We start from the raw sequence: 25,102 nt of genomic DNA, 5'->3' as shown, positions 1-25,102 counted from the left end.
TAAGGCGCAACCCGGCCGGATTATTTGACGCCGGCTCAGTATCCCGTTTGACCGTGGGAAAGCTCATGCAATACGATCCGTTGCATGAGAAGAGACAGCAAACTTTCCGGCGTACTCCACGTTCTCCTTCATATGGCCGAGTCCACGGGCCCCATGACGTCCGAAGACCTGAGCAAGCTGATGCAGACCAACCCCGTCGTCATTCGACGCATCATGGCGGGCCTGCGCGACCAAGGCTTGGTGCACTCTGAAAAGGGCCATGGCGGCGGCTGGACGATTTCTTGCGACTTCAACACGGTGACCTTGCGTGACATCTATGAAGCGCTTGGGTCGCCAGAGATTTTTGCCATGGGTAACCGCAGCGAATCCACCGAGTGCCTGGTTGAAGCGTCCGTGAACGCGGCGCTGACCGGCGCCTTCGAAGACGCGGAAGCGCTGTTGCTCGCGCGATTTGGCGGCGTTACGCTGGCCGCGTTAAGCACCGATTTTCATGCTCGGCGCGTGAAACATGGACGTGTTTGTACGGTATCGGCGGCGCACAAAGCATGACCGCAGCGACAATCCGGCCGCTGGCCGATGCCATCTTTGCCAAGCCAGGCGCGCAGGTCCTGGAAGCCTACTCGGCCCTGGACTGCGAGCCGATGCAATTCGCGTCGGCCGATGCGCTTGCCGCATTCATAGAAGAAAAAATCGCCGCTGCACGCGGCATGGCGTACTTCTATGTGGTGTATCCCGACATGCTGGGCCGGGCATGCCGCAAGACAATACACCTGAAACCCGATGCCGTACCTGGGCACACGCTGCGCTATACCTGGGAAGGCTGGGGGCTGATCTCGGTCCAGGTGCAAGCGGCCGGCATTCGCATTTCTGCCAATTCCGAGACGCGTGCAAACACGTGGGTGCCGCAGTATCCGGAGTTCGATCCGCCGGATACCTGGAACTGGCGGGCAGTAGGCAGCCACGTGCGCCGCTTGCAGCGCGTTGTGAAGAAAAGCGCGGACACTAAGAATATAGATTAGCTAATGTCTACGAGCAGGATAAATCGCTTTTAACAGTCGGCTCCCATTACCTAGAATTTGGCTTCTTGCAGAGACGCCAATTTAGTAAATCTAATTCTAGAAGTGAGAGCCCATGTTGAATCGCTCTGAGCTGGTTCTGTACACCGACAGCTCTCCCAATGGTTTCAAGGCAACGATAGCCTTGGAAGAACTGGGCATTCCGTACACCCTTCATCACGTCAAAGTCGATCAGGGCGAAAACCGCAGCCCTGAATTCCTGGCGCTCAATCCGTACGGCCGCATCCCCGTGCTGCTTGACCCGCAGCAAGGCATTACGCTGTTTGAATCAGCGGCCATCCTGCTGTATCTGGCGGACAAGACTGGCCGATTGCTGGCGGCCTCGGGGCCGGCGCGCTGGGATGCCATCAAGTGGCTGATGTTTCATGCCTCTAGCGCCGGGCCCATTTTGGGCCAGCGGGTCCATTTCGAGATGTTTGCCCCCGAGCCCTACCCGCCCGCCATTGAACGCTATAGACGGTTGAGCGAAGACGGCTTTCGCACCCTGGATCAGCAATTGGCCAGCAGAGACTGGTTGGCGGGCACAGACTTTTCAATCGCGGACATCGCTACCTTCGGATGGATGCACATCGCTAGGATCATTCACTTTGATTTCTCGGCATTCCGCCATTTGACCGCTTGGTACGAGCGCGTCGACGCCAGGCCCGCCGTACAGCGGGGCATCTCGCTGCCGGCGCCGGCTATTGGCCCCTGAGACTTCAAACACGCACCCAACATGAATGATCAAACCCTTGAAATGACTTATCAGCCCCTGTGCAAGGGAGCCTCTTCTGCGGCTTTCGCGAATCATCCGGGATACTGGCGCATGTTCCAGGAAGATGCCCTTACCATCGGAATCTTCCTTCCCCTGCGCTTCTACCAGGGAGACATGGAGGTTCTTAGCGGGCAAACGGACTTGGTCCAGCGGATCGATGACTACGGCTTTGCCGCCACCTGGGTACGTGATGTGCCGCTGTATGACACGCGCTTTGGCGACGCCGGCCAAGTGTTTGACCCCTTCACGTACCTCGCATATCTGGCGGCGCGAACGCGACGCGTGGCATTGGCCACGGGAAGCGCGATTTTTTCGCTGCGGCATCCCATCGATCTGGCCAAGGCGGCGGCGACGATCGATACGCTATCCGGCGGCCGCCTGGTAATGGGTATCGCATCGGGCGACCGAGCCGTGGAGTTTCCCGCCTATGGCTTGCAGCACGAAAATCGTGGAGACCGGTTTGCGCAGACGGTTGACCACGTTCGGCAATTGTTGCGGCCGGGACGTCACGCGATCACTACCCCCTTGGGTTCCATGGCCGACGTAGAACTGCTGCCCCAACCCGCCACGGGAAGGATTCCATTGATGGTCACGGGGTCCAGCCGACAATCGCTGGACTGGATTGCCGAGCAAGCCGATGGTTGGCTCACCTATCCAGAATCTACTCAGAATGTATTGGGACCGCGCCGCCTGGCCAGCAAGATCCAGGCGTGGCGCAACCTGATTCCAGACGGCGGATTCCGGCCTCACATCACGAACGAATGGCTGGATCTGGTGGAGCAGCCCGACCATCCGCGCACCCCGATCAATGGCGGATATGTTCTGCGCACAGGGCGCAATGGGCTGATTGAGCTGCTGCGCGAATGGAATGACGCTGGCGTCAACCATGCGGCATTGGGCATCCAGTTCTCGCAACGGCCAGCGGCCGAAGTCATTCAGGAGCTTGCGGAGTATGTGCTGCCCTTGTTTCCGGCTAACCAGGAAGTCGCGCCATTGACCCAGAAATGGTGAAGCGGCCGTCGGCGCGGGGCAGCAGGTTTCCCTGACTTGAACAAAATCAGGCGCTTAGACCGCCACCGCCTGATCCAGCCGCAACGCGCCGCGGCCAGTGTCCAGCGTGACGCGCGCGCCAAGCGGCAGCGTCAGGTTCGGGTCGCCGTGCCCACTGGGCCAGCCGCCCAGCACGGGAATACCGCGCGCCCGAAATTGTTCCAAGACCAGCGGATACACCAGACCTTGGGCCTGCGCCTCGTCCATCTGCACGCCCAAACGCGTGAAGTTCCCTACCAGGACGCCCTTGACGCCATCGAACTTGCCCGCCGCGGCCAACTGGCCCAGCAGCCGGTCGATACGCGGCACCGCTTCGTTTACGTCTTCGATGAACAGGATGGAGTCACGGGTATCTATTTCGTTCGGAGACCCCATCAGCGCAGAGATCAGCGCCAGATTGCCTCCGATCAGCCGGCCACTTGCCACGCCCGGGATCAGTTCGGTCGGCATCGCATCCGGCGTCGGACTGATCCATGCCCCCTTCCCCACTTGGCCCGTCACCATGGCCAGTAAATGCGATTCCGTAGGTTCGCGCTTTCCAGCCAAAAGGTCTTGCGCCAGCATCGGCCCGTGAAAGGTGACAAATCCTGCGTGGCGTTGCATTGCCAGATGCAGTGCGGTGATGTCGCTATAGCCAATGAAGGGCTTGGGATGCTTGCGCAACAGCGCAAAATCCAGCTGGCTCAACAAGCGCCAGGACCCAAATCCACCTTGCAGACACCACACGGCGCCCACATCGGGCGAGGCAAACGCAGCATGCAAATCAGCCAGCCGGTCCGCATCGCTGCCCGCGAGATAGTCATAGGGCGAGTCCATGCGGGCACGTGTGGCGGGCATGACCTGCGCCACAAAACCGCGTGCCTCCAGCCACTCGGCCGCCTCATCGCTGGCGTCACGCCCGGCGGATGCCGGCGCCACGATGGCGACGCGGCCGCCCGGGCGCAAGGCTGGCACGGGCGCCGCCCCAGCGCCGTGCGAGGACGCGGACGATACCCTGGATGCGCCCTGATTCAGGCTGGGCGCGCGGCTTGCGCAGCCGCTCAGTGCCAACGCCGACAAACACAGGGCGCCCGTCTGTTTCAGGAAGTCTCTGCGGCCGGTCTCGTTGCGGATCATTGGCTTGCCAGGCGTTGTCAAAACCGTTCGTATTCCAGGCGATAGCGCCATTGCCCTGCTGTCAGCCCCGCCATGGGCAGCCGCCCTATCCGAATGCGGCGCAAGGCCTGCAATTGCAGACCCGCGGTGTCGCAGACATATTCAATAAAACCGGGCATTGGCGTCTTCAACGCAAAGCGCAGATGGGTTTCGTTCTGCCAACTAACCTTCATGGGCGTGGCGGCGCGTCCTTCATAGGACATGCCGCGCTGCAACCGGGCCAGATCGCCTTCGCTCAATTGGCCCGTGACCTGCGCCACGTATTCCTGCTCAACGTGCCGGCCTTCTTCTACCAGCTTGCGGGCTACCGGATATTCCTGCGTGTAGATCACCAGTCCGCTGGCCGCGCGTTCCAGCGGCGTAACCAGTTTCAGACCGTTGAACATGCGCTTCAAGTAACGCTGATTGGAGCGGTCGCCCGGCAGCAGGTTCTTGGGCACGATCAGGTCTCGGGCCGAACCGGGCTCGTCATTGGCGTACACGCCGACGGGCTTGTGCAGCAGCACCGTCACGGGCCGCATGTCTTCCAGTTTTGCGCCGGGCAACAAGGTAATGGTTTGCTTGGCCCCAACCCGGAAGCCGGGTTCTTCCACGGTCTTTCCGTCTACGGCTACCCAACCGCCTTCTATATAGCGTTCGGCATCACCGCGTGAGCAGGACTGTTCAGTGGCCAGCCGCTTGGCCAAGCGTTCGCTTTCGCTCATCGCGCCACCGCCAAGTGTGCGGACAGAGCCTGGGGGGAATGGAAATGGGGTGTGCTGTCAGCCAGCACAAGCGGGTGCATCGTCATGGGTATTGCCGGGGGGTGTAAAAAAGCGGGCTGTCAGCCCGCCACATCAGACAGATGTTACGCCTTTTCTATCGGCGGGCTGGCAACTGCGGCTTCCGGCTGCGCCGGAATCTCAACGGTATTGCTGGGCGGTGGCACCTCTTCTATCCATGCCTTGAGCAGCGTAAACGTCACAGCCAGGATCACCGGACCAATGAATAGACCGACGATGCCGAAGGCAAACATCCCGCCCAACACGCCAGACAGAATCAGCAGCAGCGACAAATTCACGCCGCGTTTGATCAGCATCGGCCGCAGCAGGTTGTCCAGCATGGCGACCACCAGCGCCCAGATCACCAGCAAGATCGCAGCCACCTTCATATCGTTCTGAAAGAGCCAGGCGGCGCCGCCCAACATGGGCAGCAACGGGCCCAACTGCGCCAGACACAGCATCACCATCAGCGCCGTCAGGATACCGGCGGCAGGCACCCCTGCGATCCATAGGCCGATGCCGCCCAATGCGGACTGCACTACTGCCGTCACCACAATCCCCAGTGCGACTGCGCGAATAGCAGCGCCAGCCAGGCGAACCGCGGCGACGCCACGCGGGCCGGCCAGACGATTCGAAAAGCGCTTGGCCAAATCCGCCGCCATGTCGCCCTGGCTGTAAAGAATGCCGGCAATGACGATCGTGATCAGCATATGCATCACGAACACACCGACGATAGCGGCGTGGCTGAGCAACCAGCGAGCGGCTTCGGTCAAATAGGGTTCCATCCGCGCCAATAAGCCGCCGGCGCCAGCATCGGACAGGGTCTGCCATTCCTGGGTAATGCGCGGGCCGGCTACCGGGATGCTGCTGAGCCATTTGGGCGGGGCCAACAACGCATAGTCAGGCAGGCTTTTGACCGCCGCCATGATCGCGGTGCCATGCAGGGCCAATGTGGAGATGGCCTGGTACAGCGGCAATACAATGACAAACAGCAGAATGATCAGCATCACCCCCGTGGCGGCCCAACGGCGTCCGCCGCAACGGCGTTCAATGGCCAGCAACACCGGCCAGGTCGCGACGACGATGGTCGTTGCCCAGATCAACCCTGGCAAAAAGGGGCGCAATATGTACAGGCTGCCGATCATCAAAGCGGAAAGTATGACGATGACAAGCAGCACGCGGGCTAGATCAACTGTGGGACGAGTATTCACCCGCGGCTCCTGAGTAGGCTGGGCGCCTTAAATGGACGCATCGCTGCGCCCGGGCAATTGCCCGGCCATCGACGCAGATGCGGTCCTGACGCGAATTTATCCGAAATTCACGCGGCCCAGTGTGAAGACTGCGGCACGCGGCTTGCTGGCATGGTCCCATGCCCTTTTACGGGCATAAGCAATCCGGCCGATTCGACTGCCGGACTTCCCGCGCCCGCATCCGGGTGCGAGTCGCATCGCCGGAAACGGATGGCGGCTGCGCCGGACTGATCCGGTAGCCGCATTTCCGGCAGGCATCTCTTTGGAGGCATGCCATGAAGCTTCTTTCCACCGCTGGCGTATTGCTGGTTTTTCTGTTGGCTGGATGCACCGCGCCCACCTCATACAGTTCCAGCAAGCCGCGCTCAAGCAGCGCTATGCAAGACCAGGCCAACTACCACGCGGACAATTTCGGCGAACCCGACAATACGCCGTTCCAGGGGGTGTACCCGGGCCGCTAACGCTCGCCGCAGCGGTCAAGCCGCTGATGCATGACGAAGATAACGCGCAGTTGTGACCCTGATCGCCGGCCCCTCGATGGCCGGCGATCATTCTTTTCAGCTGCATCGGGTGGCGAATGTTGAGCCGGATTGGTTCAAGATAGGGCCGGCAGAGCTTGGACGGCCGCACTCCAAGGCGGGTTGGGTGGATTTTGGACGGCCTTCGTTCAAGCAGCGCCGGGTGGATGTTGCGCCGCGGCGCTAGCGGCCCGCTCTTGCTGGGCAAGCGCCATCAAATGGCGCGTCAAAGCGTCAACCTGTTCGTCCTTTTGACGCAGTTGCGCCAAGGCGGCAGCAACTTGCGCGTCTGACGCCGCCAGCCGCGCGTCGAGCGCCTGCTCACGTTGCTGCGCGCTGACCACGGTGGCATTAGCAGTGGCGAGGCTGGCTTCGTACTGAGCCTGCTTGGCTCCGGCCTCGTTGCGCAAGGCCTGCGCGCCCTGCTCCGCGGCGCGTTTTCCATCTTGGGCGTCAGAAAGGCTTGTTTGCAACTGCGCCACTTGCCGCTGGTTGGCTATCTGGGCCTCGTCGATCCTGAGCTGCAACTTTTTTGCGGCAGTCCGTTCACCGTCCAGCTCATTTAACCAGCGCCGCTCATGGGACGCATGGCGGGATTCCTGCGCTTCCAGGGCCTGGGCGTGCAAGCTGCGCATCTTTTCGGCCTCCGTCAGCAAGGTCTGAACCGCGCTGCGGGCATCCTCCAGCGCGACTTGGCTCTGCTTGAGTTGTTCGTCCCGCTGGCGTAATTGCAGTTCTGCGGCGCGCAGGCGGTCTTCTGTGGCAGCCAGTTGGGCGGTGGCGATTCGTAGCCCTTCTTGCAGGTCCTGCGCTCGATGCTCAAGCTGGATTTCGCGTTGCTGCAATTGTTCGGCATCGGTGGCCAAGCGTTCGCCCTCTTCTGCCAGCTCTTGCCATCGCTGGCGATAGGACGCCGCCTGTTCGGCCCGAGCTTCGGCCAGGGCGGTTTCCCAGAGATGGGTGGCGGCCAGCGTGATGGGGTCTGGGATGGCTGGAGCGGCCGCAAAGGCGCCGGGGTCTTTGATTCGGGCGCCCAAGGCGCGAAACCAGGTTTCCAGGTGCGGACTGACGGTGTTGGGCGAGCCTCGCCCGATCTTCTGGCGCACCCGCTCGATGGTCGGGCGGGCGCCTTCCAGCAGCAAGGCATCGGCGGCGGTCCAAACATCGGTTTCGGTAATTCCTGTGGCCATGGCCGCGTCTTCCTGATTTTTTGTAGATTGACTGCTTAATTACTCACGATAATGGAATCTTATCGTGAGTAATTTGGATGTAGTGTTATATATCATACAGCATACATATGAATATATAACAAATACGCCGATCCGTGCCGATGCCCGTGAATTCGGACATTTGCAGGTGCAAAGCTGGAATCAGAAACGTGGCAGACCGATACGGCGGCGCTGCCGAAGCACTACAGGCGATTGACCCGCCCTCACCCGCCCAGAACACGGGGCGCACGCCAGGAAGTTTGGTCGTGCCGTCACGGTATGCGCCGCCCATGGCAGGCGCGGGCACGCTCGCCCCGCAGAGAGGCGAGTCGCTCACGAGCTTAGGGCCAGCCAGCGCAGCCGCCTACCAGGCGTACTTCACGCCGATCCTGCCCGAGTATTGTTGGTAATCCTGGCTGCCCCACGCGCCAGCGACATTCACCCAACCCGTCCAACCCTTTGTAAAGTTGGCGTTGGCGCCCACCTTCAGCTCATACCTGTCCTTCGGGTACAGCGTGCCAAGGGGCAACTGGTTGAACGACACGGAGCTGTCAGTACTGGCATGCCACCAGTTGACGGTCGCGAATGGTTGCACCGTACGCCCATTGCCCAAATCAACATTGACTCGGGTGCGCACACCGAGCCGGGTAAGCGTGCCGTGAGAATCGGCGCCGCTGACTCGGGTACCGTTGTCTTCGGTCAGGCTGTCAGTGTTGGATCGAACGTAGATAACCTGAGCTTGTGGTTCAAGCACCCAATTCCCAACCAGGGCCATCGCATAGCCCGTCTCAGCCGAAACGGACCACGCACGGGAGTCGTAATCAACTCTGGGCAAACTATCGCCAATAACCCGATTGTTGAACCAACCGTATTGCGCCCAGGTATCGACATACGCGCCCAACTTGGTCGCGTCATTCTGAAACCACGTCGCATAGAGCCCCGTGCTGTAGCCGTCAACCCGGCCTTTGGCTTTGGCCGAGTTGCCGTCGGCGCGGGCACTGCTGTCCGCAGAACCGTAGCCCAGCATGACGCCTAGATGCAGGCGATCGGTGCTAGACGTCAGGCGCCATTGAGCAATATCACCCCCGCCCTGAATCAGGAACAAGTCTGTGCTGACATCAAAGTTGCCGTCCTTGCTCCCGCTTTTTTCCCAGCTGCCGCTCGTACGCATCCAAACCGACGAACGGATGGAAGCGTCCGCGGGAAAGGATGTGTTTTCGATAAATTGGGGCTCTCCAAGGCGGTCGTGCATGCTGTGTACGAACATCTGCCCGACCAGGCGCTGATTGGCCAGATAAGCAGCGACTTCGGGCCGGTACAGCGGCTCGGGATTCGGATTGGGCGGGATCGGCGGGCCGGGAGGAGTCGGCGGGTTTGGCGGAACAGGTTCGGGCGGCGCCGGCGGAACGGGCGGATCTGGCTGTTTTTGAGAGCGAAGGTACCAATTATCCGCATCAACAGCCTGCGCACCCCCGCGATACAGGCGGTACTCATAAGGCCCCGCTACGGCCCGGCCATCCAGGGCGAATGCGCCCACGGCAGCCTGACCGCCGTTAACCGCTTGCACCACCTGAACGCCGTTCGCGGTCGTCAGCGCGCCCGCACCACCGGCATTGGTGATCCGTAAACGTGTCTGCCCGCTTGCGGCTCCGCCGTTCATCACCACCAGATCTGAAGGCGCGCCGTCGCCGGCAAGAAAGGTGTTCAAGCCGATCATCCCACCGGTCGACGTGAGTGAGCCCAGTGTCAGCGTTTTGTATGTGCCGCCTGCGGGCGTGGAGCTGAGTACTTGGCTGGCGTTCAAAGACAGGCTGCTAAGGACCGAGCTGCCGGTCATGTTCCAGACTGACCCGCCGCCAAGCGTCAGATTCGACGTGCTGGACGCATCCATTAACGCGGCGCCCGTCAGGACCGAGCCATTGCCGGCGTTGACGTTGAGTATGGCGGGCGTCCCCGAATTGGCTGCCGCTGAAAGTGCGGCTACGCCACCGGTGGCCGTCGAATTGTCCAAGGACACGTTGAAAGTCGTGCCGCTCGCTTTGATGGCAGCCCCCAGGCCTGAAGATAGTGTGGTGCCGGTTGCCGTGACCGTGCTGGCATTGACGTCGTAGGCGGACGCAAACAACGCATTGCCATCAGCGCCTTGCGCTTGCAGCGTGCTGTTGTTCAGCACTATGGAGCTGCCCCCACGCACGACTGCCGCGTTGGACCCTGCTCCCTGCGTCTGGACCAGCACATCATTTGCCGTGATCTTGGCGCCTATTACCCCGGCAAGCGGCGCGGGGCCGCCCAGTCCTTGCGTCTCAGGGACCGAAGCCGTTGGCGTGGACCCCACCGCGGTAACGGTCACCATGCCGACAGCAAACAGCCCGCTAGATGTCGGGCCGGTTGTTGTGACCGACCCGCCGTTAATCGTCAAGTTCGCGCCGAATTGGGCAGCCGCGCCTGGCGCGGAGCCGCCGCTGGTAGACACGGCCACATTCGTCAGCGTGCCGTTGCTTGCCGCGATGGATAAGACGCCGTACGACGATGCGCCCTGAGTCGCCAGGCTCCCACCCGTCACCGACAAGCTGCTTTGGTTGTCCACCCTTGCGCCGAAAGCGCCTGCTCCCGTGGTCGTGATGCCGACATCTTGCAACGTAATGGAGCCGACCAAGGCGTGCGCGCCATGCGAGGCGTCGCCCGCCGTGGAGACGGTTGTACCGGTGGCCGCGACCGTTGCATTGGTATCGATGGTGTAGAGACCCTCAGCCTGCGACCCGAGCGTGGTTACGGAACCGCCCGTAAGTGTGATGTGCCCTGCCACGTTGGCCTGGACGCCAGTTGCCTGGTTTTGCCGGGTGAGTATTGTGGTGTTCGTTGCGGTGATGGTCGCGCCATTGACAAAGGCGAACAGGCCGGACGCCTGAGTGCCAGTCGTCGTCACCGATCCGCCATTGAGCGTGATAGTGCCTCCGGCATTGGCGTAGACACCGTATGCGGTGTTGCCGCCGGTCTGCACGGACGCGCCCGTGCTATTGATCGAGGAGCCTACGCCTGTCGCATACAAGCCATAGGCGGTGCCGCCGGTAGTAGCAATCGATGCGCCACCAGCGCCTATCGTAATTTTTCCTGCCGACTGCGCTACCGCGCCCGCCGCTGATGCGCCCGTAATGGTGATGAAAAGTGGAGGAGATGCCGTGATCTGACCGGCGTTCAATGCCCACAAGCCATAGCCAACAGTGCCGTTAGCTCCGGTGTTGATGGTTCCCGAAGCGGTTCGTGAAGTTCCGTTGGCGACAACCTGCTGCGCCCAGGCGGGCGAGACCAACAGGGCTTGGAGCGCGGCCGAAATCAACCCCGTATAAACGGGCAGCCGCATTGCACAGGAAAACAATCGATGCGTCATCCACTCACCTTTCTGTCTTGGCGTTCTGATGAACTTGCGGGACATGGGTGTGCTGGCTATCAGCTATCTATACTGCCCTTCAGACCAAGGGCGCAATCAGCGCGTCAATATGCGGCAAATTGGCAACGGCCCTGTTTTCACTCCATCACCGTGCCGCGTCTTGGAATTACGTATAGTTCTGGAATTTCTACCATCATCGTGAACAGCCCTTCCCCGATGCAGCTGAAACTGCTGGCTTCGCTTCCGCTCCTGGACCCTCAGTCCCTGGACTCCCAGGCCGACGCCGCAGTGCGCAGCCTGATGCGCGAAGGCAGTTCGGCCAACACCGCAGCCAGCTACCGGGCGGCCATTCGTTACTGGACGGCCTGGTTTGAGTTGCGCTACGGGCAGCGCTTTGTGCTGCCCTTGCCCGAAGCCGCCGTGATCCAGTTCGTGGTGGACCATGCCCAGCGGTCGACGGACCACGGCCTGAAGTGGGAATTGCCGCTGGCGCTGGACCAAGAACTTGTCCGGTTGAAGGCCAAGGGCAAATTGGGCGCACCCAGCCTCAACACCCTGCTGCAGCGTCTGTCAGTGTTGTCCAAGGCGCACGAGCTGCACGGTTATCCAAACCCCTGCCGTCATGCCACGGTGCGCGAGCTATTGGCCAAGACACGCCGTGCCTATGCCCGGCGCGGTGTGGCGCCCGCCAAAAAAGAGGCGCTTACCCGCGAACCGTTACAGGCCATGCTGGCGACCTGCGATGACACACTACGCGGCATTCGCGACCGGGCTTTGCTGTTGTTTGCGTGGGCCAGCGGCGGCCGCCGGCGTTCCGAAGTGGTGCGCGCCACGGTCGAAAACACCGTGCGCACGGCCGATGGATACTTGTTTTCGCTGGCGCATTCCAAGACCAATCAATCAGGCGCCAAGCGCGCCGAAGACCAGAAACCCATCTCAGGCATGGCGGCCCAGGCCCTAGCCACATGGCTCGCGGCCAGCGGCATCCGCCAAGGGCCGATCTTTCGGCGTGTCCGCCGAGGCGATGTCATAGGCGAACCCCTGGCCGCAGCGGCCGTCCGGGATATCGTGCTGGAACGCTGCAAGCTGGCCGGCTTGGAAGGCGAATTCTCGGCACACAGCTTACGTTCGGGCTTTGTGACGGAAGCCGGGCGGCAGAACGTGCCGCTTGGCGACACGATGGCGATGACCGGTCACGCCAGCGTCGCAACCGTCATGGGTTATTTCCGCGCTGGCGCAGCGTCCCAATCGCCGGCGGCCAGATTGCTGGACGAAGCGGAACCCGACAAGGCCCTATAGAACCAGGGTGGCTTGCCGTAATCATTACCATGGCGGCGGGCATTCCAGCTGACTGGAAACTGTTGCGTGAATGCCGCGCTTGCGGCCACCGGAATGTATCAGGCCGCACCCCAATCGTTGTCATGATTACAATCAGCGCTGCTTGCCAGTGGCGCCCGTCCACCCTAGATTTTCAGGCCCCTTGTTAGGCGCATACGTTCGTCCCCGCGCTGCCTAGATACCCTGCCCGCCCCGATCCCTATGCGAATCAATTTACGCGGGCTTGTGCTTGCGCTCACCGTGTTCAGCGCCATTGCCGCCACCGCAAACGCGTTGTACGCCAGCTATCGCGTACAACGCGATCAGCTCATTGCCAATACGCTGGAAGCCAATCGCGTCTATGCAGCCAAGCTGGCGGAAAGCGCCGGCGGCTTTCTCAAAGCAGCGCAGCAGCAACTGGCCTATAGCGCGCGCCACATCGCTGACCAGATGGAGGCGCCTGAACTGCTGACGGCGGAAGTCATGCGTGTACAGCAGCAAACCGACCACTTCAACTCGGTAGGCGTGGTGCGCGCCGACGGCATCATTCTGGCCACTTCCCTGAACTTCCGGAATTTTCTGGGAACCAGGGTCGATAGCCCCGGCAGCCGCGGTGCGCTTCAAGCGCGGCAACCTTTGATCAGCAAGCCCTATATGTCCATTGCGGGCAATTTGCTCATCAATGTGTCCCATCCCATTTTTTCCAATGAAGGCCGCTACCAGGGTTATATCGCGGGGACGATCTACTTGCGCAACGAAAGCGCTTTGCAGGATCTGTTGGGCAAGCATCACTACAACGATGGTTCGTATCTATTCGTGGTTGATGGCGATGGACGGCTGATCTATCACGTAGACGCCGCCCGCGTGGGCGAGCTTGTGAACAGCAACCCCGTTGTCGCCGCAGTGATTGAAGGCAAGGCCGGAGCGCAACGGGTGGTCAACACCAAAGGCGTGGATATGCTTGCCGGTTACGCCGCCGAACCCATCAGCGGGTGGGGCATGATTGCGCAACGGCCCGCTGAAGTAACGCTGGAACCAATACACGATCTGATCTGGGCGCTGATCGGCTACGCAGCGCCCTTGGCGATAGCCTTCTTGCTGGCCATCTGGTGGTGCGCGCGCATGATTTCGCTGCCCCTGTCGCAGCTGGCCACCAACGTCGAACATCAGGATGTTGCCGTTGCCATGCAACGGGTGCAGTCCGTCAAGGCCTGGTATTTTGAAGCGGAACGGCTCAAGCGCGCGGTGATCTGGAGCTTTACCAGCCTTCAGGAAAAGATCGGCAAGCTGAACCTGGCCAGCATCACCGACCCGCTGACAGGCCTGCGCAACCGGCGCGGGACACAGGATGCCGTGGATCATCTGCAAGCATCTGGCACGCCATTCGCCGTGGTGGCGCTTGATATCGACCACTTCAAACGCGTCAACGACACCTTCGGCCATACCAAGGGCGACGAAGTCATTCAGGACATGGCGCAATTGATGCGCGACTGTTCGCGTCCGTCGGACATTCTGTGCCGCAACGGAGGCGAAGAGTTTCTGATTTTGCTGCCCGGCGTGGGCGCGAAAGAGGCCGCCAATGTGGCCGAGCGGCTGCGCAAACATATGGCGGAAAGGCAGCTCAAAGGGGTCGGGGGTATTACGGTATCCGCGGGCGTGGCGCAATGGCCGTCCTCCGGGCCCGATGTGGGCCAGGCGTTCCAAGCCGCAGACGCGGCACTGTATGAAGCCAAGCAACAAGGGCGAAACCGCGTCGTCACTCACGCCGCGTGAACTGATATCAGCTAAAGCGTCCCTCTGTCCGATTCCTGCCGGACACTGCCTCGACGCTCTTCATAATTTGCCTCATTCGATGTAGCTGCCGAGCCGCCGCAACCCACGGGTCATCCCGTTGCTGCGCGCCCTGTTCCGCCGCGCTTCTTTGGAGAGGCCATGTCTTCCGTATTCGTCTTGTTTTCAGTGCTTTCAGCGTGCTCGCTGTCTTGGGCCATCACCCCTATCGGATAGCTTGATCAGCCGTCCGCAGGATAGACATGGACCATGGTATGGTGAACGCGGCCCACGCGCGTGTTGACGTGTCCGCGCCCTAGCCTCCCGCCTCTCTTCTCTTCCCATTCGACCCGCCGTCAGGCAGGCCGCCGGGGATTCTTTTGTCCAACGCAGCACCAACAACACTTGGGGGTTCGTATGAAAACATCAAAAAAATGCGGCACGCTGGTCGCGGCTTTGGCGGCGCTGTCCTGCAGCAGCATCGCGCACGCTTCAACCAGCTCGGTCAAGCTGTACGGACTGATCGACATGGGGCTGGCCTATGAACGCAATAGCGGAGAGTCGCGCCTGGGTTTGAAAGACGGCGTGCAATCCGGGTCGCGCTGGGGCCTGCAAGGCGTAGAAGACTTGGGCGATGGATACCGCGTGGTGTTCCGCCTGGAAAGCGGATTTCACCCCACAACAGGCAAACAGGCCCAAGGTTCTGACCGTATTTTTGGCCGTTGGGCGTATATGGGTCTGGCAGGCGGATTCGGCGAAGTTCGCCTGGGCCGCCAGCAAGTGTTGAGCGACAGTTGGGGTGGCGTGGCATCGCCGTTTGGTACTGGCTGGAGCGGCGCGGCCGCATCCGTCACGTCCGGCTTCAACGACGGCGACTTCGGCAGCTCGGGGCGGGTAAACAACGCCGTGATCTACACGACCCCTACCTTTAACGGGTGGCAGGCCGGCTTGGGCTACAGCTTTGAAGCGCATGACAGCACCCAGTTTGAAACCGCCAACCATGACCGTGTCTGGACGGCGGGCCTGCGCTACATGAAAGGCCCTCTCTCCGCAGCTCTGACCTATGAACGCCTGAATGCAGATTCAAGCGAACCCGCCAAGATGAATGCCAGCAACTTACAGCTGGCGGGCGTCTACGACTTCGAGTGGATGAAACTGCACGCAGGGTATGGTCTGCTGCGCAATCCGAACGTCGGGCCTTCGGCCGGATTCAAGCGCATCAATTCGTTCGTAGGCGGAGCCAGCTTTCCGGTGGGCGGCAGCGGTCGGGTGCTAGGCAGCTATCAGCGCGCCACCAGTTCCAACATCAAGGGCTGGGCGATGGGCTATCAGTACGATTTGTCCAAACGCACCAATCTGTATGCGCTGCTAGACCGCGTGGACAGGCGTGAAACCCACGTGTTGCAGACCATTGTAGGTATGCGCCACCTCTTCTGATGAACTGCGGCCCGCCAAGATCTTGACGGGCCGCAGTTGCCGTACTGACTATCACCGATAGACCATACCACCGTCGATCAAGATAGCTTGGCCCGTAACGTAATCGGAATCCGGACCTGCCAGGTACGAGACCAGCGATGCGACGTCTTCTGGCGTTTCTGCGCGGCCAAGCGCGATGCCTTCGACAAACTTCTTGTACGTGGCACCAATCGGTGCGCCCGTGATTTGGGAGAAGCGTTCGTCGATCTCAACCCACATACCTGTGCCGACGACACCGGGGCAATAGGCATTGACGGTGATGCCGCGGCTGGCGTATTCCTTGGCGGCGGCTTGCGTCAGCGCACGCACGGCAAACTTGGACGCCGAATATACCCCCAGCATGGCAAAGCCCTCGTGGCCGGCAATCGAGCAAGCATTGATGATCTTGCCCTTCTGCTTGCGCGCCAGGAATTTCTCGGCGCCTGCCTGAATACCCCACAGGGTGCCCTGAACATTGATGCGCATGATGCGATCAATTTCATCTGGCGTGACGTCAGAAATCGGTTGCACCTGTGCGATGCCCGCGTTGTTCACAACAATATCCAGCCCGCCCAGCGTTTTTTCGGCATGGTCCACGGCAGCAAAGACCTGCTGGCGGTCGCCCACATCCGCGACGAAGGTCGTGACGTTGCGCCCCAGCGCCTTGATTTCTTCTGCAACGGGGCCGAGTGTGTCTGGCTTGAGATCTACCAGGCAAATATCGGCGCCGTCGCGCGCCAGCCGCAACGCAATGCCACGGCCTATGCCCAAGCCTGCGCCTGTGACGAGTGCGATTTTTCCTTGAATGGACATGGCGATGTTCCTTTGTGATGTGAGGCAATGACCGATATGTATCAGCCTATGCCTCTCACACGAACACGCCTTGCGATAAATCAGAACTAATGGACTAAATCAACATCGACCAGTACGTGGGTTGCAGGCGCGACCACATATCCATGCTCATCAGCGCAGGCTTGCGCTTGGGCAGGCCGGCGCGGCGCTTGAGCACGTCGCCGTTGCAAGCAAAGACGATGCTGTGCGCGCACGATGTGTCAGCAACTTCAATGACCGAACCAGAAAAACTCTTCTTGATGCGAGCAAGGCAGGCGCCGTACTGAAAGTTGGACGCATGGAAATTGCACACCATCATGCCGTCGGGAGCCAAGGCTTCAACGCAGTGGTCGTAGAACGCTTCCGTGGTCAATTGGCCAGGCAAGCCATTGATGTCATATCCGTCGACCAGCACCGCGTCGTACTCGTTCTGATATTGCTGGATCAGTTGTGCGCCGTCGCCTTGCAACACGGCAAAGCGGCCATCATCGGGCGGCACCAGGAAAGTGTCGCGCAAGGCAATGACATGCGGGTTGATCTCAAACACGTCGATTTTGGTGGACGGCAGGTGCTGGTAGCAGAACTTGGCCAGCGATCCGCCGCCTAGCCCAACCATCGCGATGCGCCGAGGCTGGGGGTTGAACAGCAAAAACGCCATCATGATCCGCGTGTATTCCAGGTTGAGGGCGTTGGGGTCGCCCGTCCACATCCTGCTCTGGATTTCCGCGTGCGAGAACATCAGCGATCTTGATGTCGTCGTGGCGTAGATGAAGGGCCTAACCTGTTGATTGCTTGACGTGTTTTCAGGCATACCAAGAACTCACTTTCAGGAAAAGAAGCGCACCCTGAGGCCAGTGTGCATGCACCTGGGCTTACGAGCACGCAAGACCAAACGCTGCTTGCGCGGCATGCGGCAGCAGGCGGAAAAAATCGCGGAAAATAAAAAACGCCTGTCGGGACAAAGACAGGCGCTTGTTCAGGCGCGGAGTACGCGAAGGGATCAGGCGGTAGAGCGTGAAGTATCAGAGTCTTCAGCGGATTCGGAATCCGCGGGCACCGCGTTGAGCTTGGATTCTTTGGCTGCGTCAGGCGCCTTCCAGTTCAACGGGGGAATCTCAAAGCGCCACTTCTTGGCAACCAGTTGATGCGACATGAGCGTTCTCCTATGCAGGGCGCATGGCTACCCCCCGCGCGAAGCACAACACCACAGGATTCGGACGTACCAAGAATGCCGCGACACACGCGGGGGCCAGCATTCAACCTAGGTAACGCCGTAAAGAGTTGGCTGCGCTGGGCGTATGACGAAGCGGAACTACCGCTGTCGCCCTACTGCAGTGCTACCACCGCAGTAGTTCCATCTACACCGCTACGTTTACGCCTTTTGCAGAAAAACTCGCTTAATGCAATCTGCTCAGTGCGAAAACCTACTCAGCACTTAGTGTTCTTATTATTATTTTGCAGCCAATTAAAAGATGTTAACACATTGTTGACCGAAAAAGCCAGCGAATTAAGCGCTGATGCCCTATTGGCGGTCTTTGCCAGCCCTTGAGGACGATCCTGCTTGACGCTGGAGAATGATCGTTCTACCATTTGGGCGTCCAAAGTAGAACGATCATTCTCCCGAAAAACAAGATGACTTCAACCGCTAGCGAGCTTTCAAGCAGCACGCAGGAAAAATTGCTGCGCGCAACCGAACACCTGATCTATCAAGGCGGCATTAGCGCGACCGGCATGGACTTGATCGTCAAGACCTCCGGCGTGGCGCGCAAGAGCTTGTACAAGCACTATCCCACCAAAGAAGCCCTGGTCGCGGCCGCCTTGCAAGCTCGCGATGAACGATGGATGCAGTGGTTCATCGCCGCCACCACGCAAGCGCGCACGCCGCGAGCCCGGCTGCTGTCGATCTTTGACGCCTTGCGAGTATGGTTTGCGTCCGAAGGTTTTAGAGGCTGCGCATTCATCAATGCCGCGGGCGAAATCGGCGACCCTGAAAATCCGATCCGCGCCGTGGCCCGGCAGCACAAGGAACGGCTGCTGGCGCACGTGTTGACCTTGACGCAAGCGGCTGCCCTGCCCGATCCGGAAGAAACGGCGCGTCAATTGCTGGTGCTGATTGACGGCGCGATCGCGGTTGCCCTGGTCACGGGCGACCTGACCATCACCGACAGCGCCGAGCGCGCTGCTTCGGCGCTGCTAGGCAAGTCTTGATCCAACCCTGCACGTTCCACCCAACGAGGTACTCCCATGACAGCAAGCCCTGAAGTCCGCCCGCCTGTTCCGCCGTTTACGCACAAAAGCGCCGTGCAGAAGGTCCGCTTGGCCGAGGACGGCTGGAACAGCCGCGACCCGGACAAGGTGGCGCTGGCCTACAGCGTGGACACGCAATGGCGCAACCGGGCCGAATTTGTGCACAACCGCGAAGAGGCACGCGCTTTTCTGGCGCGCAAGTGGGCCAAGGAATTGGACTACCGGCTGATCAAGGAATTGTGGGCGTTCACCGACAACCGTATTGCTGTGCGCTACGCCTATGAATGGCATGACGATTCGGGCAATTGGTTCCGGTCTTATGGCAACGAAAATTGGGAATTCGGTGAAGACGGCCTGATGATCCACCGCTACGCCTGCATCAATGACATGCCGATCAAAGAGACTGATCGCAAGTTCCGTTGGCCTTTGGGACGCCGCCCGGACGATCACCCGGGCCTGTCGGATCTCGGACTGTAGCGCTGCCCCGCCGGCCTGCTAGGCGTACGCTTGCAATAGCTTGCCAAGCAGGCCGCTTAATTGTTCTTGCTCGTCGGCGGTCAGCGGCGCCAGAACGTCCGCCTGATTGCGCAGATGCGCCACCACGGCCTCATCGATCAGTTTCAAGCCCGTGCCGGTCAGCATGACCAGCGTGGCGCGGCCGTCGTCCGGGTTAGGCGTCCGCTTTACCAATCCGGCCTTCTCCAGGCGATCAATCCGGTTCGTCATGCTGCCCGATGAGATCATGGCGTCTTCGTACAGCGCAGTTGGCGTCAGGGCGTAGGGCTTGCCGCTGCGCCGCAGTGTGGCCAGCACATCGAACTCGCCGGGCTGCAAACCAAACTGCGCGAATAACGGGTTGATCCGGTCGCGCGTAATGACCATGGCGCATTCACCCAGGCGTCCCAACACGCGCATGCTTGAGACGTCCAGCTCCGGGCGCTCACGGTTCCATTGTTCAATCGCGCGACTCGCTCTATCCAAGGCCTTTCTCCATTTATCTTGACGTAGAGATACAATCCACATATCTTGACGCCAAGATAGTTTACCGAAACCTGCGCGCAACCGTAGCAATTTCGGGTTTGGAGCAACCGTGTCTTCTTCTCGTATCAATACGTGGCGCATCGTCGTCATCGTTCTAGTGGGCCTGAATCTGCGCCCAGTTCTCGCGTCCGTTCCGCCCTTGCTGGACCTGGTGCTGGCCGCCACTCGAATGTCCGACACGGTGGCTGGACTACTGACCGCCCTGCCCGTTTTTGTGATGGGGCTTGGCGCCTTGAGCGTTGCGCCGTTGCGCCGTCTGCTAGGCGAAGAACTTGGCGTTGTTGTGGGTCTGGCCTTGATTACCGCCGCCACCGCAGGCCGGCTGTGGGCTGGGAATACCGGCCTGATGCTGGCAACCGGCGTTGTTGCCGGCTTGGGTATCGCGGTCGCGCAGGCGTTGCTGCCGATCTACATCAAGACCCGCTTTGCGACAGGAAGCAGCGGCGTCATGGGTCTTTATTCCACCGCGATCATGGGCGGCGCAGCGGTCGCCAGCGTGGCTTCGCCCCTGATGGCGCAACGGGCCTCGTGGCTGGAAGCGCTGGCGGTATGGTCGCTGCCCGCAGCCGCTGCAATGCTCGGCTGGCTGCTCGTAATGCGGCTCACCGCCGCGGCCCAGGAAGCCGTGCCAATTGCCGACGCAAATGCCACCCCAAGTCCCGTCCCGCCCTCGGCATTAGCTCCTGTCCCCACGCCGCGCTCGCGCATATGGCTGTTGGCGGTCTTCTTTGGTTTGGGGACTGGCGCCTACACGCTGGTGTTGGCCTGGCTTCCCCCCTACTACACCGCATTGGGCTGGACGCCCGTGGCGGCAGGCCAGCTATTGGGCGCGGTGACGGCGGCGGAAATCGTGGCCGGCCTGCTGGTGTCACTGTGCATTGGGCGTTTGCCGGATCGCCGCATCGCGCTATTCCTGGCCATTGGCGCGCTAGCGCTTGGCCTCATGGGTTGGATTCTTGCGCCTGCCGCGCTGGCTTGGCCAGCAGCGGTGTTGGCCGGACTGGGAATCGGCGCACTGTTTCCGTTGTCGCTGATCGTGGCAATGGACCATGCTCGCACCTCTCTGGAAGCGGGACGCCTGGCCTCGTTTGTGCAAGGCATCGGCTACCTGATTGCGGCGTTGTTTCCCTTCGCCGCTGGCCTGATTCGCCAACACTTGTCGGATCTGACGCCCGCTTGGATTCTGATGACGCTTATCTGCTTGGTGCTGTTTGCGATGGCGAGCCGTTTTCGTCCGCAGCCCGCAACGCGCTGAAGCAGCCGATAGCCCAAGCCGAGCATCTGCCCGGACATAGATGCGCAAAACACGTGTGGCCGGCCCTTGCAGAAGACTCAAACTCGGCGGTTTTGCTTGCCGGAACTTAGGGATTTCCCGTGATTTTGCGATAAAAAAGCGCCCAAAGCCCGATTCGTCCTACGCCTGAAAGGTGAACGGAAGTTTGGATTTTTAGACTCCCGCATTCATTGCAATGTCAGCTTTTATTCAGACGCAAGTCAGATAAGAGCACAACAACGGGAGGACAAGATCAATGCAATCGAAACGCAGCGCCGTCCGGCGCGAGGCGTGGGCAGCGGGCACGATGATCGTGCTGGGGTTGGGCGCCATCGCTCAGGCATCCACGTACACCCTAGGTAGTTTGGCGCGCATGGGGCCGGGAATGTTTCCGGCGATTCTCGGCGTGTTGCTCGTGCTGTTGGGCTTGATCATCGCCAAGATGGCGGCGTCCCCCATCACCGCCGAAGAAGATGCCGAAGAAATCCCGCCGCCGGAATGGCGCGGCTGGGGCTGCATCATCGGCGGCCTGCTGGCCTTCATTCTGGTCGGCAAGTTTGGCGGTCTCGTACCCGCCACTTTCGTGCTGGTTTTCATCTCAGCCATGGGCGATCGCCAGCACACCTGGCGTACAGCGGCGGCGCTGGCCGTGGGTGTGACGATACTGGGCGTGGCTGTCTTCTCTTGGGCGCTGCAGCTGCAGTTTCCGCTGTTCCGCTGGGGCTGATCCATGGATATCTTCAATAACCTGATGCATGGGTTTTCCGTCGCTTTCGCGCTGGATAACCTGATGTGGGCCGTGTTTGGCGTGTTCATGGGCAACCTGATCGGCGTGCTGCCGGGCATGGGCGTGCTGGCAGCCATCTCGATTCTGTTGCCGCTGACCTACACGATGACGCCGACGGCGGCGCTGGTGATGTTGTCCGGCATCTATTACGGCTCGCAGTATGGAGGCGGTATTACGTCGATCATGCTGAACCTGCCTGGCACGGCCTCGCATGCGGTGGCTTGCCTGGACGGCAATCCGCTGGCCCGCAATGGCAAAGCGGGATCGGCGCTTTTCATGCTGATGTTCTCGTCGTTCTGCGGCGCATCAGTAGGCATTCTGGCGATGATTCTGTTTTCGCCGATGCTGGTGGACGTGGCCTTCAAGTTCGGTCCGGCCGAGTACTTTTCCATGATGATGCTGGGCTTGCTGGCCGGCGCCACCTTGGCAAAGGGTTCGGCGATCAAGGGCGTGGCGATGGTCGTCGTGGGTCTGCTGCTTGGAGTGGTCGGCACTGACGTCAACACCGGCACGATGCGCTTTCACTTCGGCATTCTGGAATTGTCCGATGGCTTGCAGATTGTGGCGTTGGCCATGGGCCTGTTCGGCGTGGCGGACTTCCTGAAGAACATCAACCGCATCGGCGGCGACACCAAGATCACGACCGGCGAGATCAGCATGAAGTCCATGCGGCCCGAAGCCGGCGATATCAAACAGTCTCGCGGTGCACTGGTGCGCGGCACGGCAATCGGTGCGGCATTCGGCATCCTGCCGGGTACCGGCCCGACCATCGCGTCGTTCATTTCGTATGCGGTGGAAAAGAAAGTGGCGCGTGATCCGCGCCGCTTTGGCCGTGGCGCCATTGAAGGCATCGCAGGGCCGGAAGCGGCCACCAGCGCGTCGACGCAGACCAGCTTCATCCCGACCATGAGCCTGGGTATTCCTGGCGACCCGGTGATGGCGCTGATGCTGGGCGCGCTTATCATTCACGGGATTCAGCCGGGTCCGCAGATGATGATCGAACACGCCGACATGTTCTGGGGGCTGATCGCCAGCTTCTGGGTCGGCAACGTGCTGTTGCTGCTGTTGAACCTGCCGCTGATCGGCATGTGGGTGCGCATGCTGACCGTGCCTTTCCGCTACCTGTTCCCGGCCGCACTGTTCTTTGTGTGCGTGGGGGTCTACAGCACAAACAACAACCTGTTCGATGTAGCCATGGTGACGGTGTTTGGCGCGGCGGGTTATGCGCTGATACGGCTGCGGTTTGAACCTGCGCCGCTGCTGCTGGGCTTTGTGCTGGGGCCGATGGTGGAAGAAAACTTCCGTCGCGCGCTGCTGCTGTCGCGCGGTGAACTATCCATCTTCGTCACGCGGCCCATCAGCCTGGGATTCATCCTGGCGTGCGTGGCGCTGATCGCCCTGCTGATTGTGTCCGCCGTGCGCCAACGCAATAAGAGCCGGGAAGCCTTGCTACAAGCGCGATCGGCGGCTTGATCGTCCATCGCCTGACCGGATAAGCGGCTGCACACGCATCGGTCACCGCATTAATGAGTAGTGCTGCTTTGGCCGGTCTCGCAAGGGACCGGCCTTTTTTCGCGTGATGGCTGCCAGCTAGGCATCGGGCACAATTGGCCCGCCGACGGCAGTATGTCCATCGATGTGACCGAGCGGACGGCCAGGGTCCAGCCGGTCTCGCACTCGTTGCTTAAGCACCTTGGCTTCGGGAAAGCCGCCATCGCTCTTGCGGTCCCAAATCAGCTCGCCGTTGTAGGTGATCTGGAATATTCCGCCCGTGCCCGGTTGCAAAACCACTTCGCCCAAGTCGGTCGAAAACGTGGACAACAGTTCTTGCGCCATCCAGCCGGCACGCAACAGCCATTGGCATTGTGTGCAGTAAAGAATGACGATGCGCGGACGAAATGCAGGTGTGTTCATACGAAAATATTCTACGCGCCCCGGCCCATTCGATTGCTGTCTGGCATTAGGCCGGCCCATTCATGGATAATATCGGGTTTTCCCGGGTGCGCATGCGCCCAGAGTCTGCAATGAAGTCTGCTTTATCTTCCCGAGGCCAACGCTGGCTGATCGGTCTCTTGATGGGATTGGTCACGCTGACGCCGATGGCCATCGACATCTATCTGCCCTCTCTGCCCGTCATGGCCCGCGACTTCGGGCAGCCCATCAGCGCATTGCAAGCCAGCATTACGCTGTTCATTTTTTCTGTCGGTTTGGGGCAGATGCTGATCGGCCCGCTGGCTGACCGCTACGGTCGACGTCCGGTCGCGCTAGGCGGCGCACTGGCCTATCTGGCCGGATCGGCGCTGGGCGCGGCGGCATCCTCATTGGACGTGTTTTATGCCGCCCGCATTCTGCAAGGCCTGGGCGCATGCTCGGCCTCTTTGGTGGCATTCGCAGCCGTACGAGATTGCTTCAGCCCAGCCGCAGGCGCGCGTGTTTATAGTTATCTGAATGGCGCGTTGTGCTCAGTTCCGGCCTTGGCGCCGATGCTTGGCGGGGTCCTGGCCGTGCATGCGGGATGGCGCAGCACCTTTATCTTCATGGTGCTGTTTGCGCTGGCGCTGGCCGGCTTGCTTGCGCGCCGCTTTGAAGAAACCCGCGCCGCGCCAACTAAGCCTAGAGGCGCGCTCTACAGTTTGCGCCGCTACCAGCCCATCGTGGCCAGCGGCCGCTTCCTGTACTTTGCCATGTTTGGCATGGCCGGAATGGCGATGATCCTGGTGTTTGTGTCGGCCGCGCCGGTCGTGCTCGTGCAACAGCTGGGGTACTCCGAACTGGGATTTTCTGCCTGGTTTGGCGGCAACGCGGCGATCAACATCGCGGCCTTCTTCCTGGCGCCCGCTTTTATTTCCCGCTTTGGCCGCCACACCATGGTGCGCGTCGGCATGGCGGCCTTGCTGCTGGCGTCAGCAATGCACGCGGCAGCCTGGTTGTGGGCACCGCTGTCCGCCTGGATCTTCATGTTGCCGGTAGCCGTGTTGACGGTCGGATTCTCGTTGGCGCTGGGCTCCGGCCTGAGTCTGGCGCTGGAACCATTCGCGGAACGAGCGGGCACCGCTGCCGCCGTATACGGCCTGTTCCAGATGAGCGGTTCGGCCATCATTGCGACCTTGCTGCTCGATAGCGGCATGTCGCCGCAGGCCGCGATGGCCCTGGTGGGCGCAGTCATTGTGGCACCGCTGCTTTGCCTGTCGGCGGGCATGGCGCGCCGGCTCGCGGGTTGA

Annotated in this window: 24 protein-coding genes; 14 read left to right on the top strand and 10 right to left on the bottom strand. The window is 60.8% G+C overall.

The annotated features are described in order from the left end of the window. Positions 1–84 precede the first annotated feature (84 nt). The 4 genes from RAS12_RS06825 (at position 85) to RAS12_RS06810 (ending at position 2,841) form a co-directional block, all read left to right on the top strand. Positions 85–549 (top strand): Rrf2 family transcriptional regulator, encoded by a 465-nt coding sequence (locus RAS12_RS06825; protein ID WP_306946543.1) that lies wholly within the window; start codon positions 85–87, stop codon positions 547–549. Beyond that, positions 546–1,019 (top strand): hypothetical protein, encoded by a 474-nt coding sequence (locus RAS12_RS06820; RefSeq protein WP_306946541.1) that lies wholly within the window; start codon positions 546–548, stop codon positions 1,017–1,019. Before RAS12_RS06825 ends, RAS12_RS06820 begins: the two co-directional genes overlap by 4 nt. Positions 1,020–1,131: 112 nt before the next feature. Beyond that, positions 1,132–1,770: a glutathione S-transferase family protein gene (locus tag RAS12_RS06815; RefSeq protein WP_306946538.1), complete on the top strand. Its 639-nt coding sequence runs from the start codon at positions 1,132–1,134 to the stop codon at positions 1,768–1,770. A 21-nt stretch (positions 1,771–1,791) separates the two neighbouring features. Beyond that, positions 1,792–2,841 carry an LLM class oxidoreductase gene (locus RAS12_RS06810; protein ID WP_306946535.1) on the top strand — a complete coding sequence of 350 codons (1,050 nt, stop codon included), beginning with the start codon at positions 1,792–1,794 and terminating at the stop codon, positions 2,839–2,841. Positions 2,842–2,895: 54 nt separating this feature from the next. Here RAS12_RS06810 and RAS12_RS06805 read toward each other — a convergent pair whose 3' ends face one another. The 3 genes from RAS12_RS06805 to ydiK form a co-directional block, all read right to left on the bottom strand. Continuing rightward, positions 2,896–3,834, bottom strand: a complete 939-nt coding sequence (locus RAS12_RS06805) for a S66 peptidase family protein (RefSeq protein ID WP_306951341.1) — start codon at positions 3,832–3,834, stop codon at positions 2,896–2,898. Positions 3,835–4,013: 179 nt separating this feature from the next. Continuing rightward, on the bottom strand, positions 4,014–4,739 hold the full coding sequence (locus RAS12_RS06800; RefSeq protein ID WP_306946532.1) for an RNA pseudouridine synthase: 726 nt from the start codon (positions 4,737–4,739) through the stop codon (positions 4,014–4,016). A gap of 143 nt (positions 4,740–4,882) precedes the next feature. Then, on the bottom strand, positions 4,883–6,007 hold the full coding sequence (ydiK, locus tag RAS12_RS06795) for an AI-2E family transporter YdiK (RefSeq protein ID WP_306946530.1): 1,125 nt from the start codon (positions 6,005–6,007) through the stop codon (positions 4,883–4,885). A 314-nt stretch (positions 6,008–6,321) separates the two neighbouring features. Between ydiK and RAS12_RS06790 the strand changes: the two genes are divergently transcribed. Next, a complete protein-coding gene (locus RAS12_RS06790; protein ID WP_306946528.1) occupies positions 6,322–6,507 on the top strand; it encodes a hypothetical protein in 186 nt (61 codons plus the stop codon). 206 nt (positions 6,508–6,713) lie between these two features. On the opposite strand, the gene RAS12_RS06785 is transcribed toward RAS12_RS06790, so the two are convergent. Together RAS12_RS06785 and RAS12_RS06780 are read right to left on the bottom strand one after the other, a co-directional pair. Beyond that, positions 6,714–7,754: a DNA-binding protein gene (locus RAS12_RS06785; RefSeq protein ID WP_306946526.1), complete on the bottom strand. Its 1,041-nt coding sequence runs from the start codon at positions 7,752–7,754 to the stop codon at positions 6,714–6,716. Between the two features lie 382 nt (positions 7,755–8,136). After that, on the bottom strand, positions 8,137–11,160 hold the full coding sequence (locus RAS12_RS06780; protein ID WP_306946525.1) for an autotransporter family protein: 3,024 nt from the start codon (positions 11,158–11,160) through the stop codon (positions 8,137–8,139). Between the two features lie 216 nt (positions 11,161–11,376). Between RAS12_RS06780 and RAS12_RS06775 the strand changes: the two genes are divergently transcribed. The 3 genes from RAS12_RS06775 to RAS12_RS06765 all read left to right on the top strand — a co-directional run bounded on the left by RAS12_RS06775 (position 11,377) and on the right by RAS12_RS06765 (position 15,684). Next, entirely contained in the window at positions 11,377–12,459 is a 1,083-nt protein-coding gene (locus tag RAS12_RS06775; protein WP_306951339.1) for a site-specific integrase, read from the top strand. A gap of 240 nt (positions 12,460–12,699) precedes the next feature. After that, positions 12,700–14,250, top strand: a complete 1,551-nt coding sequence (locus tag RAS12_RS06770) for a sensor domain-containing diguanylate cyclase (RefSeq protein ID WP_306946523.1) — start codon at positions 12,700–12,702, stop codon at positions 14,248–14,250. Positions 14,251–14,664: 414 nt separating this feature from the next. Then, the gene (locus RAS12_RS06765; RefSeq protein WP_306946521.1) at positions 14,665–15,684 is read left to right on the top strand and encodes a porin; all 1,020 of its coding nucleotides are present in this window, start codon (positions 14,665–14,667) and stop codon (positions 15,682–15,684) included. A 51-nt stretch (positions 15,685–15,735) separates the two neighbouring features. Here RAS12_RS06765 and RAS12_RS06760 read toward each other — a convergent pair whose 3' ends face one another. From RAS12_RS06760 to RAS12_RS06750, 3 genes are all read right to left on the bottom strand, one after another. Continuing rightward, entirely contained in the window at positions 15,736–16,515 is a 780-nt protein-coding gene (locus RAS12_RS06760; RefSeq protein WP_306946519.1) for an acetoin reductase, read from the bottom strand. 94 nt (positions 16,516–16,609) lie between these two features. Beyond that, entirely contained in the window at positions 16,610–17,272 is a 663-nt protein-coding gene (locus tag RAS12_RS06755; protein ID WP_306946517.1) for a fused MFS/spermidine synthase, read from the bottom strand. A gap of 261 nt (positions 17,273–17,533) precedes the next feature. Next, positions 17,534–17,686: a hypothetical protein gene (locus RAS12_RS06750; RefSeq protein WP_306946516.1), complete on the bottom strand. Its 153-nt coding sequence runs from the start codon at positions 17,684–17,686 to the stop codon at positions 17,534–17,536. 479 nt (positions 17,687–18,165) lie between these two features. On the opposite strand from RAS12_RS06750, the gene RAS12_RS06745 reads away from it, so the two are divergent. Both RAS12_RS06745 and RAS12_RS06740 read left to right on the top strand, forming a co-directional pair. Next, positions 18,166–18,741: a TetR/AcrR family transcriptional regulator gene (locus RAS12_RS06745; RefSeq protein ID WP_306946514.1), complete on the top strand. Its 576-nt coding sequence runs from the start codon at positions 18,166–18,168 to the stop codon at positions 18,739–18,741. 36 nt (positions 18,742–18,777) lie between these two features. Beyond that, on the top strand, positions 18,778–19,257 hold the full coding sequence (locus RAS12_RS06740; protein WP_306946512.1) for a nuclear transport factor 2 family protein: 480 nt from the start codon (positions 18,778–18,780) through the stop codon (positions 19,255–19,257). A gap of 18 nt (positions 19,258–19,275) precedes the next feature. Here RAS12_RS06740 and RAS12_RS06735 read toward each other — a convergent pair whose 3' ends face one another. Further along, on the bottom strand, positions 19,276–19,761 hold the full coding sequence (locus RAS12_RS06735) for a MarR family winged helix-turn-helix transcriptional regulator (RefSeq protein ID WP_306946511.1): 486 nt from the start codon (positions 19,759–19,761) through the stop codon (positions 19,276–19,278). A gap of 109 nt (positions 19,762–19,870) precedes the next feature. On the opposite strand from RAS12_RS06735, the gene RAS12_RS06730 reads away from it, so the two are divergent. The 3 genes from RAS12_RS06730 (at position 19,871) to RAS12_RS06720 (ending at position 23,354) form a co-directional block, all read left to right on the top strand. After that, positions 19,871–21,076 (top strand): MFS transporter, encoded by a 1,206-nt coding sequence (locus RAS12_RS06730; RefSeq protein ID WP_306946508.1) that lies wholly within the window; start codon positions 19,871–19,873, stop codon positions 21,074–21,076. A gap of 274 nt (positions 21,077–21,350) precedes the next feature. Further along, on the top strand, positions 21,351–21,821 hold the full coding sequence (locus tag RAS12_RS06725) for a tripartite tricarboxylate transporter TctB family protein (protein ID WP_306946506.1): 471 nt from the start codon (positions 21,351–21,353) through the stop codon (positions 21,819–21,821). 3 nt (positions 21,822–21,824) lie between these two features. After that, complete coding sequence (locus tag RAS12_RS06720) at positions 21,825–23,354, top strand: tripartite tricarboxylate transporter permease (protein ID WP_306946504.1); 1,530 nt, start codon at positions 21,825–21,827, stop codon at positions 23,352–23,354. A 117-nt stretch (positions 23,355–23,471) separates the two neighbouring features. Here the strand turns inward: RAS12_RS06720 and RAS12_RS06715 are convergent, their stop codons facing one another. After that, entirely contained in the window at positions 23,472–23,795 is a 324-nt protein-coding gene (locus RAS12_RS06715) for an Rdx family protein (protein WP_306946502.1), read from the bottom strand. Between the two features lie 110 nt (positions 23,796–23,905). On the opposite strand from RAS12_RS06715, the gene RAS12_RS06710 reads away from it, so the two are divergent. Further along, positions 23,906–25,102, top strand: a complete 1,197-nt coding sequence (locus RAS12_RS06710; protein WP_306946499.1) for a multidrug effflux MFS transporter — start codon at positions 23,906–23,908, stop codon at positions 25,100–25,102.

It is taken from the genome of Achromobacter seleniivolatilans, assembly GCF_030864005.1.
Lineage (GTDB): Bacteria > Pseudomonadota > Gammaproteobacteria > Burkholderiales > Burkholderiaceae_B > Achromobacter > Achromobacter seleniivolatilans.
The sequence above is the reverse complement of the archived record's forward strand: the minus strand, read 5'-3'. Positions and strand labels throughout refer to the sequence as shown.